At 72.1% G+C, this 17870-nt stretch carries 15 protein-coding genes and 1 pseudogene; 8 read left to right on the top strand and 8 right to left on the bottom strand.

Annotation, left to right across the window (positions count from 1 at the left end):
* Positions 1 to 108: 108 nt before the first annotated feature.
* Positions 109 to 1023, top strand: coding sequence for a cation diffusion facilitator family transporter (locus DFJ68_RS14540; RefSeq protein ID WP_245963808.1), 915 nt, complete (start codon positions 109 to 111; stop codon positions 1021 to 1023).
* On the opposite strand, the gene DFJ68_RS14535 is transcribed toward DFJ68_RS14540, so the two are convergent.
* Positions 1013 to 1408, bottom strand: a complete 396-nt coding sequence (locus DFJ68_RS14535; protein WP_121034320.1) for an SRPBCC family protein — start codon at positions 1406 to 1408, stop codon at positions 1013 to 1015. The two genes, DFJ68_RS14540 and DFJ68_RS14535, sit on opposite strands and share 11 nt — an antisense overlap.
* A gap of 77 nt (positions 1409 to 1485) precedes the next feature.
* On the opposite strand from DFJ68_RS14535, the gene DFJ68_RS14530 reads away from it, so the two are divergent.
* A complete protein-coding gene (locus DFJ68_RS14530) occupies positions 1486 to 3843 on the top strand; it encodes a glycoside hydrolase family 31 protein (protein ID WP_121034318.1) in 2358 nt (785 codons plus the stop codon).
* A 133-nt stretch (positions 3844 to 3976) separates the two neighbouring features.
* On the opposite strand, the gene DFJ68_RS14525 is transcribed toward DFJ68_RS14530, so the two are convergent.
* From DFJ68_RS14525 to DFJ68_RS14500, 6 genes are all read right to left on the bottom strand, one after another.
* A complete protein-coding gene (locus DFJ68_RS14525; RefSeq protein ID WP_147431605.1) occupies positions 3977 to 4390 on the bottom strand; it encodes an SRPBCC family protein in 414 nt (137 codons plus the stop codon).
* A gap of 151 nt (positions 4391 to 4541) precedes the next feature.
* Positions 4542 to 6314 (bottom strand): HNH endonuclease signature motif containing protein, encoded by a 1773-nt coding sequence (locus DFJ68_RS18535; RefSeq protein ID WP_245963668.1) that lies wholly within the window; start codon positions 6312 to 6314, stop codon positions 4542 to 4544.
* Positions 6315 to 6350: 36 nt separating this feature from the next.
* Complete coding sequence (locus DFJ68_RS14515; protein WP_121034314.1) at positions 6351 to 6776, bottom strand: PPOX class F420-dependent oxidoreductase; 426 nt, start codon at positions 6774 to 6776, stop codon at positions 6351 to 6353.
* Positions 6777 to 6852: 76 nt separating this feature from the next.
* Positions 6853 to 7428 (bottom strand): glycine cleavage system transcriptional repressor, encoded by a 576-nt coding sequence (locus DFJ68_RS14510; protein WP_121034312.1) that lies wholly within the window; start codon positions 7426 to 7428, stop codon positions 6853 to 6855.
* A gap of 84 nt (positions 7429 to 7512) precedes the next feature.
* Entirely contained in the window at positions 7513 to 8286 is a 774-nt protein-coding gene (locus tag DFJ68_RS14505) for a dienelactone hydrolase family protein (RefSeq protein ID WP_121035407.1), read from the bottom strand.
* A gap of 93 nt (positions 8287 to 8379) precedes the next feature.
* Complete coding sequence (locus tag DFJ68_RS14500) at positions 8380 to 9315, bottom strand: alpha/beta hydrolase (RefSeq protein WP_121034310.1); 936 nt, start codon at positions 9313 to 9315, stop codon at positions 8380 to 8382.
* A 421-nt stretch (positions 9316 to 9736) separates the two neighbouring features.
* Between DFJ68_RS14500 and DFJ68_RS14495 the strand changes: the two genes are divergently transcribed.
* From DFJ68_RS14495 to DFJ68_RS14470, 6 genes and pseudogenes are all read left to right on the top strand, one after another.
* The gene (locus DFJ68_RS14495; protein ID WP_121034308.1) at positions 9737 to 10498 is read left to right on the top strand and encodes a DeoR/GlpR family DNA-binding transcription regulator; all 762 of its coding nucleotides are present in this window, start codon (positions 9737 to 9739) and stop codon (positions 10496 to 10498) included.
* Positions 10495 to 11439: a 1-phosphofructokinase gene (pfkB, locus tag DFJ68_RS14490; RefSeq protein WP_121034306.1), complete on the top strand. Its 945-nt coding sequence runs from the start codon at positions 10495 to 10497 to the stop codon at positions 11437 to 11439. Before DFJ68_RS14495 ends, pfkB begins: the two co-directional genes overlap by 4 nt.
* A gap of 106 nt (positions 11440 to 11545) precedes the next feature.
* Positions 11546 to 13732: a PTS fructose transporter subunit IIABC gene (locus tag DFJ68_RS14485; RefSeq protein WP_121034304.1), complete on the top strand. Its 2187-nt coding sequence runs from the start codon at positions 11546 to 11548 to the stop codon at positions 13730 to 13732.
* Positions 13733 to 13990: 258 nt separating this feature from the next.
* Entirely contained in the window at positions 13991 to 14260 is a 270-nt protein-coding gene (locus DFJ68_RS14480; protein ID WP_121034302.1) for an HPr family phosphocarrier protein, read from the top strand.
* Between the two features lie 99 nt (positions 14261 to 14359).
* Positions 14360 to 16183, top strand: coding sequence for a phosphoenolpyruvate--protein phosphotransferase (gene ptsP / locus DFJ68_RS14475; RefSeq protein WP_121034300.1), 1824 nt, complete (start codon positions 14360 to 14362; stop codon positions 16181 to 16183).
* A gap of 768 nt (positions 16184 to 16951) precedes the next feature.
* Positions 16952 to 17293, top strand: a pseudogene (locus DFJ68_RS14470) (ISL3 family transposase); the annotation flags it as partial.
* A 78-nt stretch (positions 17294 to 17371) separates the two neighbouring features.
* Here the strand turns inward: DFJ68_RS14470 and DFJ68_RS14465 are convergent.
* A complete protein-coding gene (locus DFJ68_RS14465) occupies positions 17372 to 17722 on the bottom strand; it encodes a hypothetical protein (RefSeq protein ID WP_121034297.1) in 351 nt (116 codons plus the stop codon).
* Positions 17723 to 17870 lie beyond the last annotated feature (148 nt).

The raw sequence follows: 17870 nt of genomic DNA, 5'->3' as shown, positions 1-17870 counted from the left end.
GCCTCGACGAACGACCCGGCATCCGCGCCCACCGCACCCTCCGGCGACGCCGCGAGACCGGGCGACGAGGCGAGCGAGCAGAAGGGTGAGCAGAAGGGCGGGGAGAGCATGCTCACCGTGCTCGTGGCGCTCGTCGCCAACGCCCTCATCGCGCTGGCGAAGTCGGTCGTCGCCGTCATCACGGGGTCGGCGTCGATGGTCGCGGAGGCGGCGCACTCGTGGGCGGATGCCGGTAACGAGATCTTCCTGCTCATCGCCGAGCGCCGTTCGGGCAAGGTCCGCGACGCCTCGCACCCGCTCGGGTACGGCCGCGAGGCCTACGTGTGGTCGATGTTCGCCGCCTTCGGTCTCTTCGGTGCGGGCGCGGTCGTGTCGGTGTGGCACGGCATCCAGAGCCTGACCGAGCCCGAGAGCGAGGAGGCGAGCTACACGTGGGCGTACGCGGTGCTCGCGCTCGCCTTCGTGCTCGAGGGGATCTCGTTCCTGCAGGCGCGGCGGCAGAGCCGGTCGGCCGCGCGCCGGGCGGGGCTGCACCCGCTGCGCTTCATCGCCGACACGTCGAACCCGACCCTGCGCGCCGTCTACGCCGAGGACTCCGCGGCCCTGCTCGGGCTCGTCATCGCGGCCGCCGGCATCGGGCTACACCAGGCCACGGGCGACGCCCGGTGGGACGCAGCCGGGTCGATCCTCGTCGGGCTGCTGCTCGGGGTGGTGGCGATCTTCCTCATCTCGCGCAACCGTGACTTCCTCGTCGGCGAGACGGTCGCGCCGGACGTGCGGTCGCGGGTCATGGCCCGGCTGCTCGACGTGCCGACCATCGAGCGGATCACGTTCCTGCACCTCGAGTTCGTCGGCCCGAGCCGGGTGTTCCTCGTCGCCGCCGTCGACCTCATCGGTGACGACACCGAGACCGAAGTGGCGGCCCGGCTCGCCGAGCTGTCGGCGCGGGTCGAGGACCACGACCTCATCGAGCGGGCGGTCATCACGCTGTCGGCGCCCGGGGACGCCGCGATCACGGCCTGACGAGTCGGTGCAGGGCGACCTGCGCGAGCACCGAGTAACCGACCGCGACGGGCGGTGCGCCCGAGATCGTCAGCGTCGTCTCGGTGCCCTTCGGGTGGCCGGCGACGGTGTGGTGCAGGCGCATCCGGACCGGCCCGACGTGCACGCGCCAGACCCAGGACATGCGCGCCTCGTCGACCGACTCGACGGTGAACGGGACCTTGAGCCCGAGCGGTCCGCGGACCCGGCCGGTCATGCCGGCGTGCAGGCGCTGGCGCGTCGGGTCGGTCAGGTCGACGCCGAGGATCTGCGGCGACCAGCGCTTCCAGAGGGTCGTGTCGGCGTAGCGCTCCCACGCGGTCGGCGTCGCCACGGGCCCGACCGCTCGGATCGTCACGTCACTCATCGGGTCCTCCAGTGGCTCGGCTGATCGCTTCTTACCCCGGTCCGGCCCCGGCGCGCCGTCGACGGCAGGATGGTCGCGTGCAGACCGACCACTTCGTCAGGTTCGAGAGCGTCACCGACGTCGAGCGCACCGACACCGGGCTGCTCGCCCGGGTGCACGGCGAGCGGCTCCGCATCGACGTGTGCCGCGCCGACGTCGTCCGGGTGCAGCTGAGCCGCGGGGGCGTCTTCGACGAGCAGCCGACGTTCGCCGTCTGCGTCGACCCGCTCCAGGCGACCCGGGCGGGCGATGTGCCGTTCAGGGTCGACACCGGCACCGGCACCGAGAGCACGACCGGTGGGCGGCAGTGGCGGGTGGTCACCGACGAGCTCGAGGTGCGGCTCGGGGTCGCGCCCTTCCGCGTCGACGTGCTGCGCACCGACGGGTCGGTCGTGCTCCAGTCGGTGCTCGGCGACGACGGCCGCTACGAGACGTACCGCACGCTCAACGACTCATGGTCGACGCGGCGGTCGCGAGGCCGGGGCGACGGCGTCTTCGGTCTGGGCGAGAAGGGCGGCGTCTTCGACCGTGCCGGACGCGACTTCACGATGTGGAACACCGACGTGCTCAACGGCCCGGCGACCGAGCAGTTCCGGGCCGGCCTCGCGGCCGACGACCCGCGCGCCGACGTGACGAGCACCGAGTTCGACCCGTACTACGTGACGATCCCGTTCTTCTACCACCAGTCGAACCCGTCGGGCGCGATGAGCGGGTCGTTCGTCGACAACGGCCACCGGGGCCACTACGACTTCAGCCGGTCCGACGATATCCGCATCGGGTTCGAGGGCGGCCAGTGGACGGAGTACGTCTTCGCGGGGCCCGACATGCCCGGCATCCTCGAGGCGTACACCTGGCTGACGGGGCGCGCCGGGCTGCCGCCGCTGTGGGCGCTCGGGTACCACCAGTGCCGGTGGCACGCGTACACCCAGGACGAGGTCGAGCAGCTCGGGGCGCGGCACCGCGAGGCCGGCTTCCCCGTCGACGCGCTGTGGCTCGACATCGACTACATGGACGGGTACCGCGTCTTCACGTGGGACGAGCAGCGCTTCCCCGACCCTGCGGGGATGCTGGAGCGGCTGGACGCGCAGGGGCTCAAGGTCATCTCGATCGTCGACCCCGGCGTCAAGCACGACCCCGGCTACGCGGTCTACGACGACGGGCTCGAGCGGGACGTCTTCTGTCGCACCGAGGGCGGCGACGTCTACATCGGGCAGGTCTGGCCGGGCGACACCGTCTTCCCCGACTTCGCCACCGAAGCCGCGCGCTCGTGGTGGGGCGAGCTCAACGCCCGGCACGTCGAGTCGGGGTTGGCCGGCATCTGGAACGACATGAACGAGCCCGCCACCGGGGTGATCCCGCCGGAGCGGATGCGGTTCGAGCACGGACGGGTGTCGCACGAGCGGTTCCACAACCAGTACGCGCTGCTCATGGCGATGGGCACCGTCGAGGGGCTGCAGGCGGCGCGCCCGGACCTGCGCACCTTCGTGCTGTCGCGCTCGGGCTTCGCCGGCATCCAGCGGTACGCGGCGAACTGGATGGGCGACAACCAGGCCCGGTGGGACCACCTCGCGCTCGCCGTGACGATGGGTTCCGGTCTGGGGGTCTCGGGGCAGCCGTTCGTCGGGGCCGACATCGGCGGGTTCCAGGGCGACTCGAACGCCGAGCTGTTCCTGCGGTGGATGCAGCTCGGGGCGCTGACGCCGTTCTGCCGCAACCACTCCGAGACCGACAACGTCGAGCAGTACGCGTGGGCGTTCGGCACGCGCGTGTTCGACCTGGCCCGTGAGGCGGTGCAGCTGCGCTACCGGCTCATGCCGTACCTGTACTCGGCGTTCGTGCGGGCGTCGGAGACCGGGGAGCCGGTGCAGCGACCGCTCGCCTTCGACCACCAGTACGACCCGGCGGCCGTGGCCGTCGACGACCAGTTCCTGCTCGGGCGAGACCTGCTCGTCGCCCCGGTGATCCTGCCGGGTGAGACTGCGCGGCAGGTGTACCTGCCCGAGGGGCACTGGTACGACTGGCACACCGGCGAGGTGCACGAGGGCGGGCGGTACGTCATCGCGCCGACGCCCATGGAGCGCATCCCGCTCTTCGCCCGGGCCGGCGCCGTGGTGCCGATGTGGCCGACGGCCCCGGCGTCCACCGCGGGGTACCAGCCCGAGACGATCGAGCTGCACGTCTTCGAGCCGGTCGTGCCGGGGCGGCACGAGTCGGTGGTCGTCGAGGACGACGGCCTCACCGTCGCCTCGGCCACCGGCGCGCGGCTGACGACGACGGTGACCGTGACGTGCGTCGAGGGCGCGGTCGAGGTGGGCGTCGACGTCGTCACGACCGGCGACGGGTACGCGGAGCACCGCCGCCAGGGGTTCGACGTGGTGCGCCACCGCCCGGCCTGATCGCAGCCGTGGCGTCGGCCCGGCCAGCTGCGCCCGCTGCCGACCCGGGGTCGGCCCGGCTGCCCGCCCGGTGGAGGTGACCGGAGACCGTCGGTGGTCGTCGGGCACCTCCACTCGGCAGAGTCGGCTGGGGTCAGTTCTTCTGCTGCAGCTTCTGCGCGATGGTCTGCAACGTCTCGTCGATGGACTCCTCGATGCCGGGGTGGCCGCTGTCGCTGTGGATGGTCAGCTTCACCGTCGAGCGAGCGTCGCCGCCGCCGGCCGGGTCGAAGTCGAGCTCACCGTGATAGTGGCTCGACCCCTCCGAACCCCACTCGACCTTGTGGGCGTCGTCGTCGGCCCGGAACCACGCGGTCCCCTCGACGGTCTGCTTCTCCTCGCCGGGCGGCTCGATGACAGCGGTCGTCTCGACCTCGTCGCCTCCCGACTTCGGGTTCACCTTGGTGATGCGCGGGAAGTACTCGGGCAGGTTCTCGGGGTCGGAAAGGTAGGCGTAGGCGGTGTCCTCGTCGACGTCGAGGGTCGTGCTCCGGGTGTAGCTGGGCATGGCGTGCTCCTGACCAGAGTGGCGGCGCGACCCGAGCGGGGCGTGCACGGTGTGCGTACCCGGAGGCGCGGACGACCGACGGCTAAGGCCGGACGGCCACACCTGCCGCCCCACCGAACGCGGGGTCACAGCCGCCGCGTCACCCCCTCGCTCACACCTGCCACACCACCCGGGTCGTGGTGACGGTGGCGGTGAGGTCGTACCGGTGCACGTAGGTGTGGTGGCTGGGGCAGAGCAGCGCCATGTTCTGCAGTGAGGTACTGCCGCCGCGGTGCCACGGGACGACATGGTGGGCGTCGCACCACGACGGAGGTCGGCTGCAGCCGGGGAAGCTGCACATCCGGTCGCGCACCGTCAGGGCGAGGCGCAGCGCCGGCGTGACGAGGCGATGTCGTCGGCCGACATCCAGCGGCTCGGACCGGGACCCGAGCACCACCGGCACGATGGCGCCATCGCAGGCCAGGCGACGGGCCGCGGCCGGCGTGAGGACGTCTCCGGTCGCGGTGACCGCGGTGCCGCGGACGGCCCCGTCGAGGGTGTCGTGGTCGACGAAGACGACGACCTTGGCCTTGTCGGTGGTCGGAGCACGGTCGGAGCCGGCCACGCCCCGACGGACGAGCTCGATGAGTGCATCCGCTCGTCGACGCGCCGGGTCCCTGGGGTCCGCCGCCACGACGTCGCCGCGCTCGTTCTTCTGCGGGTCGGGTACGGACAGGGCGTCGACCGCGCTCTTGACGACGGACGCGCCTTCGGGGTCGAGCCAGCCGTGCATCCGCACCATGCCGAGGGAGTCCGGCTCGCAGAACGAGAGCCGCCGGCTCGCCCGACGCCGTTCGTCGAGCCGCTCCTGCTCCTCGTTCCAGGCCGCGGCCGCAGCGGCCGCCGCCTCGTCGGACCGTCCGTCAGCCCCGTCGCCCCGGGCGTCGGCCCCGTCGCCCGTGCCCTCTGCGCCCGAGTCCGCACCGCCCGCAGCGTCATCGCCGCCGGATGCAGATGGTTCGTGACCACGAGGCGGCCGCAGCTGCTCGGTGTGGTGTCGGACGAGACGGGCCAACTCTTCGGGCCTCGCCGTCGCGGCCGCGCTGCGCAGGTGCTCGACCGCCGACCACAGCTCGGCCGGGTCCGCGACCCGCTCCACGCGCTCGACGAAGTCGACCACCTGGGCGGCGCAGGCGACGGCCACCCGTCGGGTGACGACGTCGGCCCGCAGTCCCGACCACCGCGTCGACGGCCAGGCCCGGGCCACCGTCACGAACCCCTTGGCCGCAGGCGCGGACAGCCCGGGGTCGAGGGTGCGCAGCCAGTCGATCGGGGACAGCGCCCCGGGCAGCTCTGCGCCCCGGTCGAGCAGCTCGGCGAGCGCCGAGACGAGGACGACGTCGTGGTCGGCCCGCGCCGAGGCGACGTGCTCGACCGAGCGCACCAGCGACTGCTCGCCGTACCGGTGCAGGGGCATGCCGACGAGCGCCTCGATGGTGACTCCGGTCGGCGGGTCGTCACCCGACAGGTCCGCACGGCGCACGGGCCCGTTCGCCTCGACCGACCGCAGCCATGCCTCGTCGTCGGGGTCGCACCAGTCCACGGTGGCCAGCAATGCTTCGACCTGGTCGCCTCTCATCACCGCCGTCGGCTCACCCGGGTCGTCGCCGCGGGCTGCTTGGCCCGAACCCGGAGAACGCACGCGGTTCACCGCGTCAGCCCAGACACCGCGGGCCTGCGCGACGCGGGGCGGTGGCGCTGAGAGACCGCCACGGCGCGCGGCGCAGGACCCGCCGGCATCCTCAGGCCTGGGCGTGGCCTTCGTCGTCGAACCGAGGCTGTGCAGGAACTCGTCGGACGCCCGCCCGCCGGACCGCCGCTGACGCGCCTCGAGGGCAGCCAACGAACTCCGCAGCTGCTCGAGATCGGCGTCGGTGGTGGTCATGAGTCGAACATACATTCGACCGCTGACAGTGGGTCGTCAGTCGTCCACAGCCAACCGGATGCGCACGCCGGCGCGCTTCGCCCGCAGGAAGGCACCGAACGTCACGGTGTTGAAGACGCCCGCCACGCGTGCCATCGGGTACTTGCGCTCTATTGCACGACGCACCGCGGCGACCTCGCCGTCACCCCGCACGACCCTCGCCGTCCCGCGGTGGACGGGGGCGCCGTCGGGCACGTTGCCGCGCATGTCGCAGGGCCGCATCTCGACCCTCGGGTCGTTCGCCAACCGCTTCGTCTTGCCGGTCGGGTCGACGGTGACGAAGGCCAGCTCGTCGCCGTCGCGCGCGATCCACACCGGCGTCGACACGGGTGCGCCCGTCTTGCGGAACGTCGTCAGCGACACGTACTGCATAGCCGCCACGACGTCGAGGTCGGATGCCGGTGCGCCGGGTTCGCTCGCCATGCGACCAGCGTAGGGGCGGGCACGGTCACCGCCCAGGGCAGGAACGGTCGGCCGCTGCGAGGCCCGAGGCCGGAGGTCAGCCGACGGCGATGTCGACGAGCAGCTCGCTCGCGAGGCGCTCGAGGTCGTCGCGCAGCGCACCGGTGTCGGAGCTCGCCGGCACGACGGCCACGACGTGCGCCTCGAAGAGCAGGCCGCCGGCCATCGGGGCCTCGCGCGTGCCCGTCGTCATCGACTCGATCGACAGGTGGTGCTCACTCAGCACCGATGACACCTCGCGGACGATGCCCGGCCGGTCGTTGCCGAGCAGGTCCACGGTCAGGCGCTGTGGCTCGCCCCCCTCCGCCTCGACCGTCGCTGCGCCGTCGTCGCCCTCCGACGCACCGGACCCGCCGGTCCCGTCTGAGGCGTCAGGTTCTTCGCCTGCGTGCACCGAGACGTCGAGCATGCCGTCGAGGCCACGTAGCGCCTCGGTGAGGTCGGCCTGCCGCTCGGCCGGCACCCCCACCACAACGATGCCGGCGAACTTGCCGGCCAGCTCGGCGAGCTGGCTCTGCTCCCAGTTGCCGCCGTGGTCGGTGACGACGGAGGCGAGGGCGCTGACGAGGCCGGCGCGGTCGTCGCCGATGACGGTGAGCACGAGTCTGGGCACACGCGCACTGTACCGGCGCACCCGCCGGGCTCCCCGGCATCCAGCGCTCCACCGAGACGAAGCGACGACCGCCGCTCGGTCGACTCAGCCGACGGGCAGCCGCTCGCCGAAGAACTCGACCGTGCGCTCCCACGCGAGCGACGACGCCTGCGGGTCGAACCAGCCCATGTCGCTGTTGTCGAAGGCGTGCTCGGCGCCCTCGTAGGTGACGAGCGTGGTCTCGGGCTGCTGGGTCAGCTCGGCCTCGATCGCGCGCACCGTCGGCTGGTCGATGTAGCTGTCGGCGAGCCCGAAGTGGTGCAGGCTCGGCGCGGTGACGGTGAGCTTGTCGTAGACCTGCGGCAGCGAGGAGCCGTAGTAGCTGACGAGCGCGTCGGCGGGGGAGTCGCGCCGCGTGCCCTCGCCGGCCTCACCGGTCTCGCCGCCGTCGGACCCGCCGGCCCCTTCGAGCGCCGCGGCGACCTGGTACCCGAGACCGCCGCCGAAGCAGAAGCCGATCAGGCCGACGCCGCGGGTGACGCTCTCGTGCTCACGCAGCGCATGCACGGCGGCGACGCCGTCGGCGGTGGCGGCGTCCCAGTCGAGCTTCTGAACGAGCCCCATGGCGCGGTCGAGCGCGTCGTCGCCCTCGACGGGCTCGGTGGCGCCGATGCGCCAGAAGATCTCGGGCGCGAGCACGACGTAGCCGAGCGCGGCGAGGTCGGCGGCGCGGCGACGGATGTACGCGCTGACGCCGAAGATCTCCTGCAGCAGCACGATGCCCGGTCCGGACCCCGACGGCGGCAGCCACACGTGGGCGGGCATCTCGCCCGCGTCGGTGGTGATCGTGATGTCCTGCACCTGCGCGTCGTCGGCCATGTCGATCACTCTAGGCACGGATGCCGACAGCCGCCTGGGTCCGCGGCCGGCGCACCCGCCGCACCCCGGGCACCCGGGCACCCGGCCAGTGCGTCAGGCGGCCCGCGCCGCCGCGAGGTGCGCGTCGAGCCAGTCGATGATCTCGGCCGTCACCTCGTCGCGGTTCGTCTCGTTGAGGATCTCGTGCCGCGCCCCCGGCCAGAGCGTGACGGTGACGTCGCGCACCCCCGAGCGCCGCAGCTGCTCGGCGACCGCGGTGACGCCGGAGCCGCCCTTGCCGCCGACCGGGTCGGCGTCGCCCGACGCGAGATGCACCGGCAGTCCGGACGGCACGCGTCGCACGACGGCGTCGCTGTTGACGGCGGCCAGACCCCGTAGGAGGTCCCCGAACCCGCCGGCGGTGAAGACGAACCCGCAGTCGGGGTCGTCGATGTACTTGTCGACCTCGGCGGGGTCGCGCGAGAGCCAGTCGAACTCGGTGCGGGCGGGCTTGAACGCAGCGTTGTACTGCCCGAAGGTCAGCGTGTTCATCAGCCCGCTGACGTGCGAGTGCCCGCGCAGCCGCCCCTGCAGCGACGCGATGAGCAGCCCGACCCGTCCGAGCGCACCGGCGCCGCCCGCGGTGCCCGACAGCACGAGCCCGGCCAGCTCGTGCCCGTGCTCGGCCGCGTAGGCGCGCGACAGGAACGAGCCCATGCTGTGCCCGACGAGGAAGACCGGCAGCCCCGGGTTCTCCTCCTTGGCCCGCTCGGTGACGGCGTGCAGGTCCGCGACGACGAGGTCCCAGCCGCCGCGCTCTCCGAACGTGCCGCGCGGCCCCGACGTCGCCCCGTGCCCACGGTGGTCGGACGCGTAGACGGCGTACCCGGCATCCGTCAGCGCCTGCGCGAAACGGGCGTAGCGCGCGGCGTGCTCGGCCAGCCCGTGCGCGACCTGCACGACCGCCTTGGCCTCGCCGTCCGGCCGCCAGCGCCGCACCGACACCTGCGTGTCGTGCGGGCGGGCGAGGGTGAACGTGTCGCTGCGCATGGTCGACCTCGATCTCGGATGCCGGGGAGCCGGGGTGGGCGTGAACGCACCCTAGCGACGCCCGACGCTGCCCGGCTCCCAGCACTCAGGCCCGTCGAGAGGCCAAATACACATCACCGAAAGGCCAACCGACCCCGGGACCGCGCGGGCACACGCTGAGATTGGCCTTTCGGTGTGCCCTAATTGGCCTCTCGACGAGAAAGCGAGGGCCAGGGCCGGGGGTGGCGGGTGGGAACGGGCGGGCCGGACGCCCGGTTGAGCAAAAACCACAGAATCGGGCGCCCGAATCTCTTTACTTCACCTCGGATCCGTGGTTCAGTTCTCGCAAGGGAGCAGGACCAGCACGGCCAGAGACACCAGAACCGCCAGCACGACCCGGCAGCAACCCCTCGACGACGACGGAGCAGGACGAAGGAGTCCGATGTACGCAGCGGAGCGCCAGCAGCGCATCATCGCGCTGGCCCGCCAGGACGGTCGGGTCGAGGTCACCGCCCTCGCCGACGACCTCGGCGTCGCCGCAGAGACCGTGCGCCGCGACCTCACCGCCCTCGAGCGCCGCGGGTCGCTGCGCCGGGTGCACGGCGGCGCCATCCCGGTCGAGCGCCTCGAGGTCGAGCCGACCCTCGCCACCCGCTTCAGCCGCCTCGCCGACGTCAAGCGCCGCATCGCGGCCCGCGCCCTCGACGAGCTGCCCGCCGGTGGCAGCGTCATCCTCGACGCCGGCTCCACCACGCAGGCCGTGGCCGAGCTGCTGCCGACCGACCTGCAGCTGACCGTCATCACGAACAGCCTCTCCGCCGCCGCCACCCTGTCGGCCAACCCCGGCGTCACCCTCTACCTGCTCGGCGGCCGCCTGCGCGGCACGACCGGTGCCGCCGTCGGCGACTGGGCCCTCAGCCCGCTGGCCGACGTCGTCGTCGACGTCGCCGTGGTCGGCACCAACGGCATCTCGGTGGCCCGCGGCCTCACGACCCCCGACCAGTCCGAGGCCCTCGTCAAGAAAGCCATGGTCGCCGCCGCCCGCAAGTGCGTCGTGCTCACCGACTCGAGCAAGACCGGTGACGACCACCTGCACCGTTTCGCCCAGGTCGCCGACGTCGACGTCGTCATCACCGACGCCGACATCGACGACGACGTCGCCGCCGAGCTCCGCGCGGCCGGACCGGAGGTCGTCACCGCATGATCGTCACCCTCACCCCGAACCCGAGCATCGACCGCGCCATCGTCATCGACGAGCTGCGCCGCGGCGAGGTGCACCGGGCCACGAGCAGCCGCATCGACCCGGGCGGCAAGGGCGTCAACGTCAGCCGGGCGCTCGCCGCCCAAGGCGCGCAGACCGTCGCCGTCATGCCGAGCGGCGGCCCCGAGGGCCACCTCATGTCCGAGCTGCTCGACACCGCCGGCGTCACCCACCGCAGCGTCGCCGTCGAGGGCACCCTGCGCATGAACATCAGCGTGCTCGAGCCCGACGGCACGACGACGAAGCTCAACGAGCCCGGCCCCACCCTCACGGATGCCGACGTGGTGGCCCTGCTCGACGCCACCGCGCAGAGCGCGGCCTCGGCCCAGTGGGTCGTCGGCTGCGGCTCGCTGCCCCCGGGTGCGCCGGCCGACCTCTACGCCACCCTCGTCGCCCGGGTGCGCGAGGGCGGCGGCCGGGTCGCCGTCGACAGCTCGGGCGCCTCGTTCGCCAAGGCCGTCGCCGCCGTGCCGCACCTCATCAAGCCCAACCACGAAGAGCTGGCCGAGCTCGTCGACCACGACCTGCCGACCCTGGCCGACGTGCGCGACGCGGCCCGCGAGCTCGTCGAGGCCGGCATCGATCTCGTCGCCGTCAGTCTCGGCGGAGACGGCGCCCTGCTCGTCACCGCCGACGGCCACGCCCACGCCCGCGCCACCATCACGGCGCCGCTGTCGACGGTCGGCGCGGGCGACTGCATGCTCGCCGGACTGCTCCACGGCCTCTCGACCGGACAGTCACCGGCCGACGCGCTCGCCACCGGCGTCACGTGGGGGGCGGCCGCGGTCACCCTCCCGGGGAGCCGGGTGCCCGCGCCCGCCGACCTCGACGGCATCCGCACCGAGCTCACGCTCGAGCCCGACTTCACCCGCACCATCAGCTGAGCCGCTCCACCCCCGCACCAGCCACACCACGCATCACCCCAGAACGCCGAACTGCCAGCAGACCCGACACCGCCGTCGCGCGGTGGACCCCGGAAAGGAACCACCCATGTCCCTCATCACCGAAGAGCAGGTCGTCCTCGACCTCACCGGTGCCGACCGCCACGAGGCGACCCGGACCCTCGGGGAGCGCCTCGTCGCCTCGGGCCGCTGCACCGACCTCGACCAGTTCATCGCCGACGTGCGCAAGCGCGAGGAGACGATGGCGACCGGCCTGCCCGGCGGCATCGGCATCCCCCACGCCCGCAGCTCGGCCATCACCGAGCCGTCGCTCGTCTTCGGCCGCGCCGCCGACGGCATCGACTGGGGCGCCAAGGACGGCCCGGCCAGCCTCATCTTCCTCATCGCGGCCCCCGAGGGCGGCGGCGACGCGCACATGCAGATGCTGCCCAAGCTCGCCCGCGCCCTCATGAAGAAGGACTTCAAGGCCGCCCTGGGCAACGCCACGAGCGAGGCCGAGGTCGTGCGCATCGTCAGCGCCGAGGTCGGTCTCGACCAGCCCGCGCCGGCCAAGCCCGCGAGCACCCAGACCAGCACGACCACCACGCATTCGGATGCCGTGAGCGACCCGACGCGCGACACGACCGGTGCCGCCGCGGCCGGGTCCACCGCCACCGCTGCTTCGGTGGCCTCTGGCTCGTCGAGCGCCTCGACCGCGGGTGGCGCCGCCACGACCGCCGTCGCCGAGGAGGCACCGCCGCGCGCCCTCAAGCTCGTCGGCGTCACCTCGTGCCCGACCGGCATCGCCCACACCTACATGGCGGCCGAGGGCCTGGAGAACGCGGCCAAGGCCGCCGGTCACACGATGAAGGTCGAGACGCAGGGCTCCGCCGGCACGACGCCGCTCACCGCGGCCGAGATCGCCGAGGCCGACGCCGTCATCTTCGCCCACGACCTGCCCGTCAAGGACGCCGGCCGCTTCGCCGGCAAGCCGACCGTCGACGTCGGCGTGAAGAAGGGCATCAGCGACGGACCCGCTCTCGTGCAGCAGGCCGCAAACCTGGCCGCCGAGTGGAGGGCCGACCCGAGCAAGGCCGCGGCCGCCGCGGCAGCCGGCCCCACGGCATCCGGCGGGCTCACCTCGAAGGTCGAGGACGGCGCCAGCACGGCCACGAAGGTGCGCCAGTGGCTCATGACGGGTGTGTCGTACATGATCCCGTTCGTCGCTGCGGGCGGCATCCTCATCGCCCTGTCGTTCATGCTCGCCCAGGTCGCGCTCGGTGAGAGCGGCGCCATCGAGATCGTCAAGTACGGCCTCACGCCGACCGACCCGGCCTACAACATCGCGCAGAACTTCAACCCGCTCAGCCTCACCTCGTGGGCGGCGCTGCTGTTCGTCATCGGCGGGGCGTCGTTCGGGTTCCTCGTGCCGATCCTCTCGGGCTTCATCGCCTTCGCCATCGCCGACCGGCCCGGCCTCGTCCCCGGCATCGTCGGCGGCTCGGTCGCGGCCACGATGGGCGCCGGCTTCCTCGGCGGTCTCGTCACCGGTCTCATCGGCGGCTTCGTCGCCCGCTGGGTCAGCTCGTGGAAGGTCGCCAAGGGCGTGCGCGGCGTCATGCCGGTCGTCGTCATCCCGCTGCTCAGCTCGCTCATCACGATCGGCCTGTTCATCACCGTGCTCGGCCGCCCGATCAAGGCCCTCACCGACGCCCTCAACACCTGGCTCGGCGGGCTCGGCGGCGGCAGCGCCATCATCCTCGGCCTCATCCTCGGCGCGATGATGGGCTTCGACCTCGGCGGCCCGGTCAACAAGGTCGCCTACGCCTTCGCCACGACGGGTCTGGCCGCAGCCGGTGCCTCGACCGACGCGCCGCAGCTGAAGATCATGGCCGCGGTCATGGCCGCCGGCATGGTCGCCCCGCTCGCCATGGCCCTGGCCACGACGATCCGCCCGAAGCTCTTCAGCGAGCCCGAGCGCGAGAACGGCAAGGCGGCCTGGCTGCTCGGGTTCTCGTTCATCTCAGAGGGTGCCATCCCGTTCGCCGCGGCCGACCCGTTCCGCATCATCGTCAGCTCGATGGCCGGCTCGGCCGTCACCGGAGCGCTCGCCATGGCCTTCGGCACGACGCTGCGGGCCCCGCACGGAGGCATCTGGGTGCTGCCGCTCATCGGCAACTTCCTCCTCTTCGTCGTCGCCCTCGTGGCCGGCGTGCTCGTCACCTGCGGCATCGTCGTCGCGCTGAAGTCGCGCGACCCGAAGCTGCAGCAGGTCGAGGCCGTCGCCACGGTCTGAGCACGGTCTGAGCACGGTCTGAGTCTGGTTCGACGCCCCGGCGTCGACAGGCTGCGCCCACGCACCACACCGCCCGGTTGGGTTCTGACCCGGCCGGGCGGGGTGTGCGGGGGCGCACCCCGCCGGGCTGCCCGGCATCCGAACACCTCGCACTCACCACCGCCCGCCCGCCACACGCGGACGGGGTTCACGACAGACTGGGGTCACGGCACGGCTGTGCCGGTCGACGTGACCGCATCCAACGAAGGAGCACCACCCATGGCCTCACGCACCGTCACCATCGCCTCGTCGGTCGGCCTGCACGCCCGGCCCGCCGCCCTCTTCGTCGAGGCCGCGACGAACACGGGGCTCGACGTCGAGATCTCGAAGGACGGCGACGAGCCCGTCGACGCGACGAGCATCCTCGGCGTCATGGCCCTCGGGGCCACGCACGGCGAGGAGGTCACGCTGACCGCCGAGGGCGACGGCGCGGACGAGGCGCTCGACTCGCTCGTCGCGCTGCTGTCGCGCGACCTCGACGCCGAGTGACGCCTTCCTGACCTGCCCCTGACCGGGCCCATCACGGATGCCGGTCAGCCCCCTTAGTACACGCCCGCAGCACCTGCCCCACCGAGTGAGGACGCACCCATGACGACGGCCGACACCGACGCTGCCACCCCCTCGCCGGACGCGCCGCACGCGTCGGCCTCACCGACGGTTGCGCGCACGGAGGCGCACTCGGGCGGGTCTGACGGTGCCGGCGGCTCGGGTGGCGGGGCGGCGCCCACGGGCGCGCAGACCGAGACCCGGCAGGGCATCGGGGTCAGCCCGGGCACGGCGTTCGGGCCGGTCGTGCAGGTGGCGCCGCCGGTGCGCCCGCCGAAGAACGAGGCGGCTGTCGACGACGCCGACGCGGCCCTGGCCGACGTCAAGGCGGCGTTCGAGACGGTGGCGGTCTCGCTCGAGCAGCGGGCGACGCTGGTGGAGGACACGGCGCAGCAGATCCTCAAGGCGACCGCGCTCATCGCGCGCGACAAGGGCCTGGTCAAGGCGGCGGGCAAGGAGCTCGCCGCCGGCCACGGCCGCGCCACGTCGATCGACCGCGCGGTCGAGACGTACGCGGCGCAGTTCGAGGCCCTCGGCGGCTACTTCGCCGAGCGCGTCGCCGATCTGCGCGACGTCGGGTCGCGCGCCGTGGCCGCGGTGCTCGGGGTGCCGGCGCCCGGCGTGCCGGTGTTCACCGAGCCGAGTGTCATCGTGGCGGAGGACCTCGCGCCGGCCGAGACGGCGACGCTCGACCGGTCGCGCGTCGTCGGCATCATCACCGAGGCCGGCGGGCGCACCTCGCACACCGCCATCTTGGCCGCACAGATGGGCATCCCCGCGGTCGTGCAGCTCGCCGGGGCGACGGCGATCCCGGCCGGGGTGCCGGTCGCGATCGACGGCGACTCCGGCGAGGTGACGATCGCGCCCGACATGGCGCTCGTCACCGCCCAGCGCGAGCGGGCCTCGCGCCGTGCGTCGGCGTTGGCCGAGCTGTCGGGGGCCGGTAAGACGTCGGACGGGCACGCGGTCGCGCTGCTGGCCAACATCGGCGGCGTCGAGGACGCCGTCGCGGCCGGTGCGCAGGACCTCGAGGGCGTCGGTCTGTTCCGCACCGAGTTCGTCTTCCTCTCGGCGACCAAGGCACCGACGGTCGACGAGCAGGCGGAGATCTACCGGGGCGTCTTCGCGCCGTTCGAGGGGCGGCGGGTCGTCGTTCGCACCCTTGATGCCGGCGCCGACAAGCCGCTCAAGTTCGCCGACCTCGGTCCGGAGGAGAACCCGGCGCTCGGGCGCCGTGGCCTGCGGTTGTCGGCCGAGCGGCCCGAGCTCTTGGACTCGCAGCTCGAGGCGCTCGCGGTGGCGGCGCGCGACACCGGCGCCGACGTGCGCGTCATGGCGCCGATGGTCGCGACGGCGGAGGAAGCGGCGTGGTTCGCCCGCCGCGTGCGCGAGAACGGGCTGCCGAAGGCCGGGGTCATGATCGAGGTGCCTGGCGCGGCCCTGCGGTCGCGCGACGTGCTGACCGAGGTCGACTTCGGCTCGCTCGGCACCAACGACCTGGCGCAGTACACGATGGCGGCCGACCGCATGCAGGGCGCGCTGTCAGATCTGCTCGACCCGTGGCAGCCGGCAGTGCTCGACGTCGTCGCCGCGGCCTGTGCCGGAGCGGCCACGGTCGACCGCCCGATGGGGGTCTGCGGCGAGTCCGCCGGCGACCCGCTGCTCGCTCTGGTTCTGGTCGGGCTCGGCGTGACGTCGCTGTCGATGGCACCGAGCAAGGTGCCGGTCGTGCGCCTCGCCCTGTCGCTGCACACCCTGGCCGACTGCCAGAAGCTCGCCGAGGCGGCGCGTGCGTCACGTACGGCTGTCGACGCGCTCACCGCCGTCCGCGATGCGGCGATATCTGAGCTCACTGACTTGATATAGCAATCTTCTCGGCGGCCTCCGTCAAGGTTCCGAATCTGCACCTCACGTTTCCCAATATTCGCCGGTCTGGAGTGGAATCTGCGACCCTCCGATTTTCAGACACGCGCAGCTCTGCAGGTCAAACGCCGTCCGATGGCGGCCGTGCAATCAAACGTGCAACGAGAGGCCCTGTTCGTCGGAGCGACGGACGATGGTCAACTTGGTCCTGCGACCTCGCTGCTCGATATCGAAGAAGTGCGCGCACGACATAATCTCCCCGATGTGGCATAGCTGGGTTGCAGGCCCTCGTTGGCGTTATCTCGATATTTGCGTCTTTAGCGGTGGCGCGCTCCATCCAGGTCGGCTGCATGGGTGACGGGGCGCATCGCGTCGGCATCGAGCAGCTCGACCTGAGTCCGGCGAACCTGTCTTGCATTCGCCACAGAACCAAACGACGAGCGGTGTCGGCCGCCGAAGGTGGATGCAGCCGTGTGCGCCGCATCAGGGACAAGCGCCAGACATTGCGTCGCGTGGAGTGGATATGGGGCTCTTGGGACCTGAGGTGGGAGCGGTGGTGACACGCCCTTCCTCGTGGTGCGCAGAATGAGAGGTCGAGGCCCTCAGGATCAGTAGCGACCAAACTTCTGCTCCGCGAGGACCTCGACGATGACCGAGCCTACGGCGTGCGCCGCTGCGTGCTGCTCTTCCCCGACCGTGTACTGCGGCAACTGCGATCTTCTTGTGGGCCTGCCCGGGCTGCACGTGGTGGAGGTGGTTCAGGACGAGGGCCATGACGAGGTGTTCGTCGCGTGGCAGGCCGAGCAGGAGCTGCGTTCCGCGTTCCACCAGGAAGACCTCGCGGCGGGGCGCAGGATCGCCGAGCACGTCCTCGCCTCGTTCCCCTCGTGCCCGATCCCGGAGATCGCGCGCCTCGGCCGGACCCTGAAGCAGTGGCGTGAGCCGTTCCTGGCCTACTTCACCACCGCCCGCACCAACAACGGCGGCACTGAGGCCGTCAATGGACTGATCGAGCTCCACCGCAGGATCGCTCGAGGGTTCAGAAACCGCGACAACTACCGGCTCCGGATGCTCCTCATCGGCGGGGCCTTCGCCGACCCGCGCCTGGCGTGAGCTCCCACCTCAGGTCCCAAGAGCCGGATATGGGTGGCGACCTGTGCTTCAAAGGATGGCGCAGGGGGCGTGTATTGGTCACTGGCCCTTGTAGAGAGCGAGCGCCTCGAGGTACCGCTCCTTCGCGTCTCGCGCAGAGTCATTCAGGAATTTTGTTGCGACACCACCGACGATGGCGGCCAAGCCGGCAACTACCGTCGCGGGGTCGATTCCGTCAACTAGACGTAGCACCGTAATGACAAGCGCCGCCACGACCGCGGTGGCGATGACCACTACGAGCGCTTGAAAGGCGACGTAGAAGGTGTACTGCGTCCTCGCATACAGCCCGAGCTGGGCCGCGTAGCCGGCGTCGTCGAGGCCCTCGACACCCCCCGAGCCGTATGCCTTGCGAAGCAGTTCGTCGGTTGACACGTTGATCTCGTCGCTCATCCCGGCCTCCTAGCGGTTATCCCACAGCATGCGCACTTGCTTGATGGTGACGTATTTTGGCGACGGCCGGGCGCTCTTGGGAGATAATGGGCTGTCAAGTTGCGGCGGACTGTCGTCGCGGACGACGGCGAGACCGTCCAGCATCGGA

This window comes from Terracoccus luteus (assembly GCF_003635045.1).
GTDB classification, from domain to species: Bacteria; Actinomycetota; Actinomycetes; order Actinomycetales; family Dermatophilaceae; genus Terracoccus; species Terracoccus luteus.
The sequence above is the reverse complement of the archived record's forward strand: the minus strand, read 5'-3'. Positions and strand labels throughout refer to the sequence as shown.

Bases quoted from the DNA above. Each gene is read 5' to 3' on its own strand.
- DFJ68_RS14540 (WP_245963808.1), top strand. From the start codon at position 109: ATGCTCACCGTGCTCGTGGCGCTCGTCGCCAACGCCCTCATCGCGCTG.
- DFJ68_RS14535 (WP_121034320.1), bottom strand. From the start codon at position 1,408: ATGAGTGACGTGACGATCCGAGCGGTCGGGCCCGTGGCGACGCCGACC.
- DFJ68_RS14525 (WP_147431605.1), bottom strand. From the start codon at position 4,390: ATGCCCAGCTACACCCGGAGCACGACCCTCGACGTCGACGAGGACACC.
- DFJ68_RS18535 (WP_245963668.1), bottom strand. From the start codon at position 6,314: ATGACCACCACCGACGCCGATCTCGAGCAGCTGCGGAGTTCGTTGGCT.
- DFJ68_RS14515 (WP_121034314.1), bottom strand. From the start codon at position 6,776: ATGGCGAGCGAACCCGGCGCACCGGCATCCGACCTCGACGTCGTGGCG.
- DFJ68_RS14505 (WP_121035407.1), bottom strand. From the start codon at position 8,286: ATGGCCGACGACGCGCAGGTGCAGGACATCACGATCACCACCGACGCG.
- DFJ68_RS14500 (WP_121034310.1), bottom strand. From the start codon at position 9,315: ATGCGCAGCGACACGTTCACCCTCGCCCGCCCGCACGACACGCAGGTG.
- DFJ68_RS14495 (WP_121034308.1), top strand. From the start codon at position 9,737: ATGTACGCAGCGGAGCGCCAGCAGCGCATCATCGCGCTGGCCCGCCAG.
- pfkB (WP_121034306.1), top strand. From the start codon at position 10,495: ATGATCGTCACCCTCACCCCGAACCCGAGCATCGACCGCGCCATCGTC.
- DFJ68_RS14485 (WP_121034304.1), top strand. From the start codon at position 11,546: ATGTCCCTCATCACCGAAGAGCAGGTCGTCCTCGACCTCACCGGTGCC.
- DFJ68_RS14480 (WP_121034302.1), top strand. From the start codon at position 13,991: ATGGCCTCACGCACCGTCACCATCGCCTCGTCGGTCGGCCTGCACGCC.
- ptsP (WP_121034300.1), top strand. From the start codon at position 14,360: ATGACGACGGCCGACACCGACGCTGCCACCCCCTCGCCGGACGCGCCG.
- DFJ68_RS14465 (WP_121034297.1), bottom strand. From the start codon at position 17,722: ATGAGCGACGAGATCAACGTGTCAACCGACGAACTGCTTCGCAAGGCA.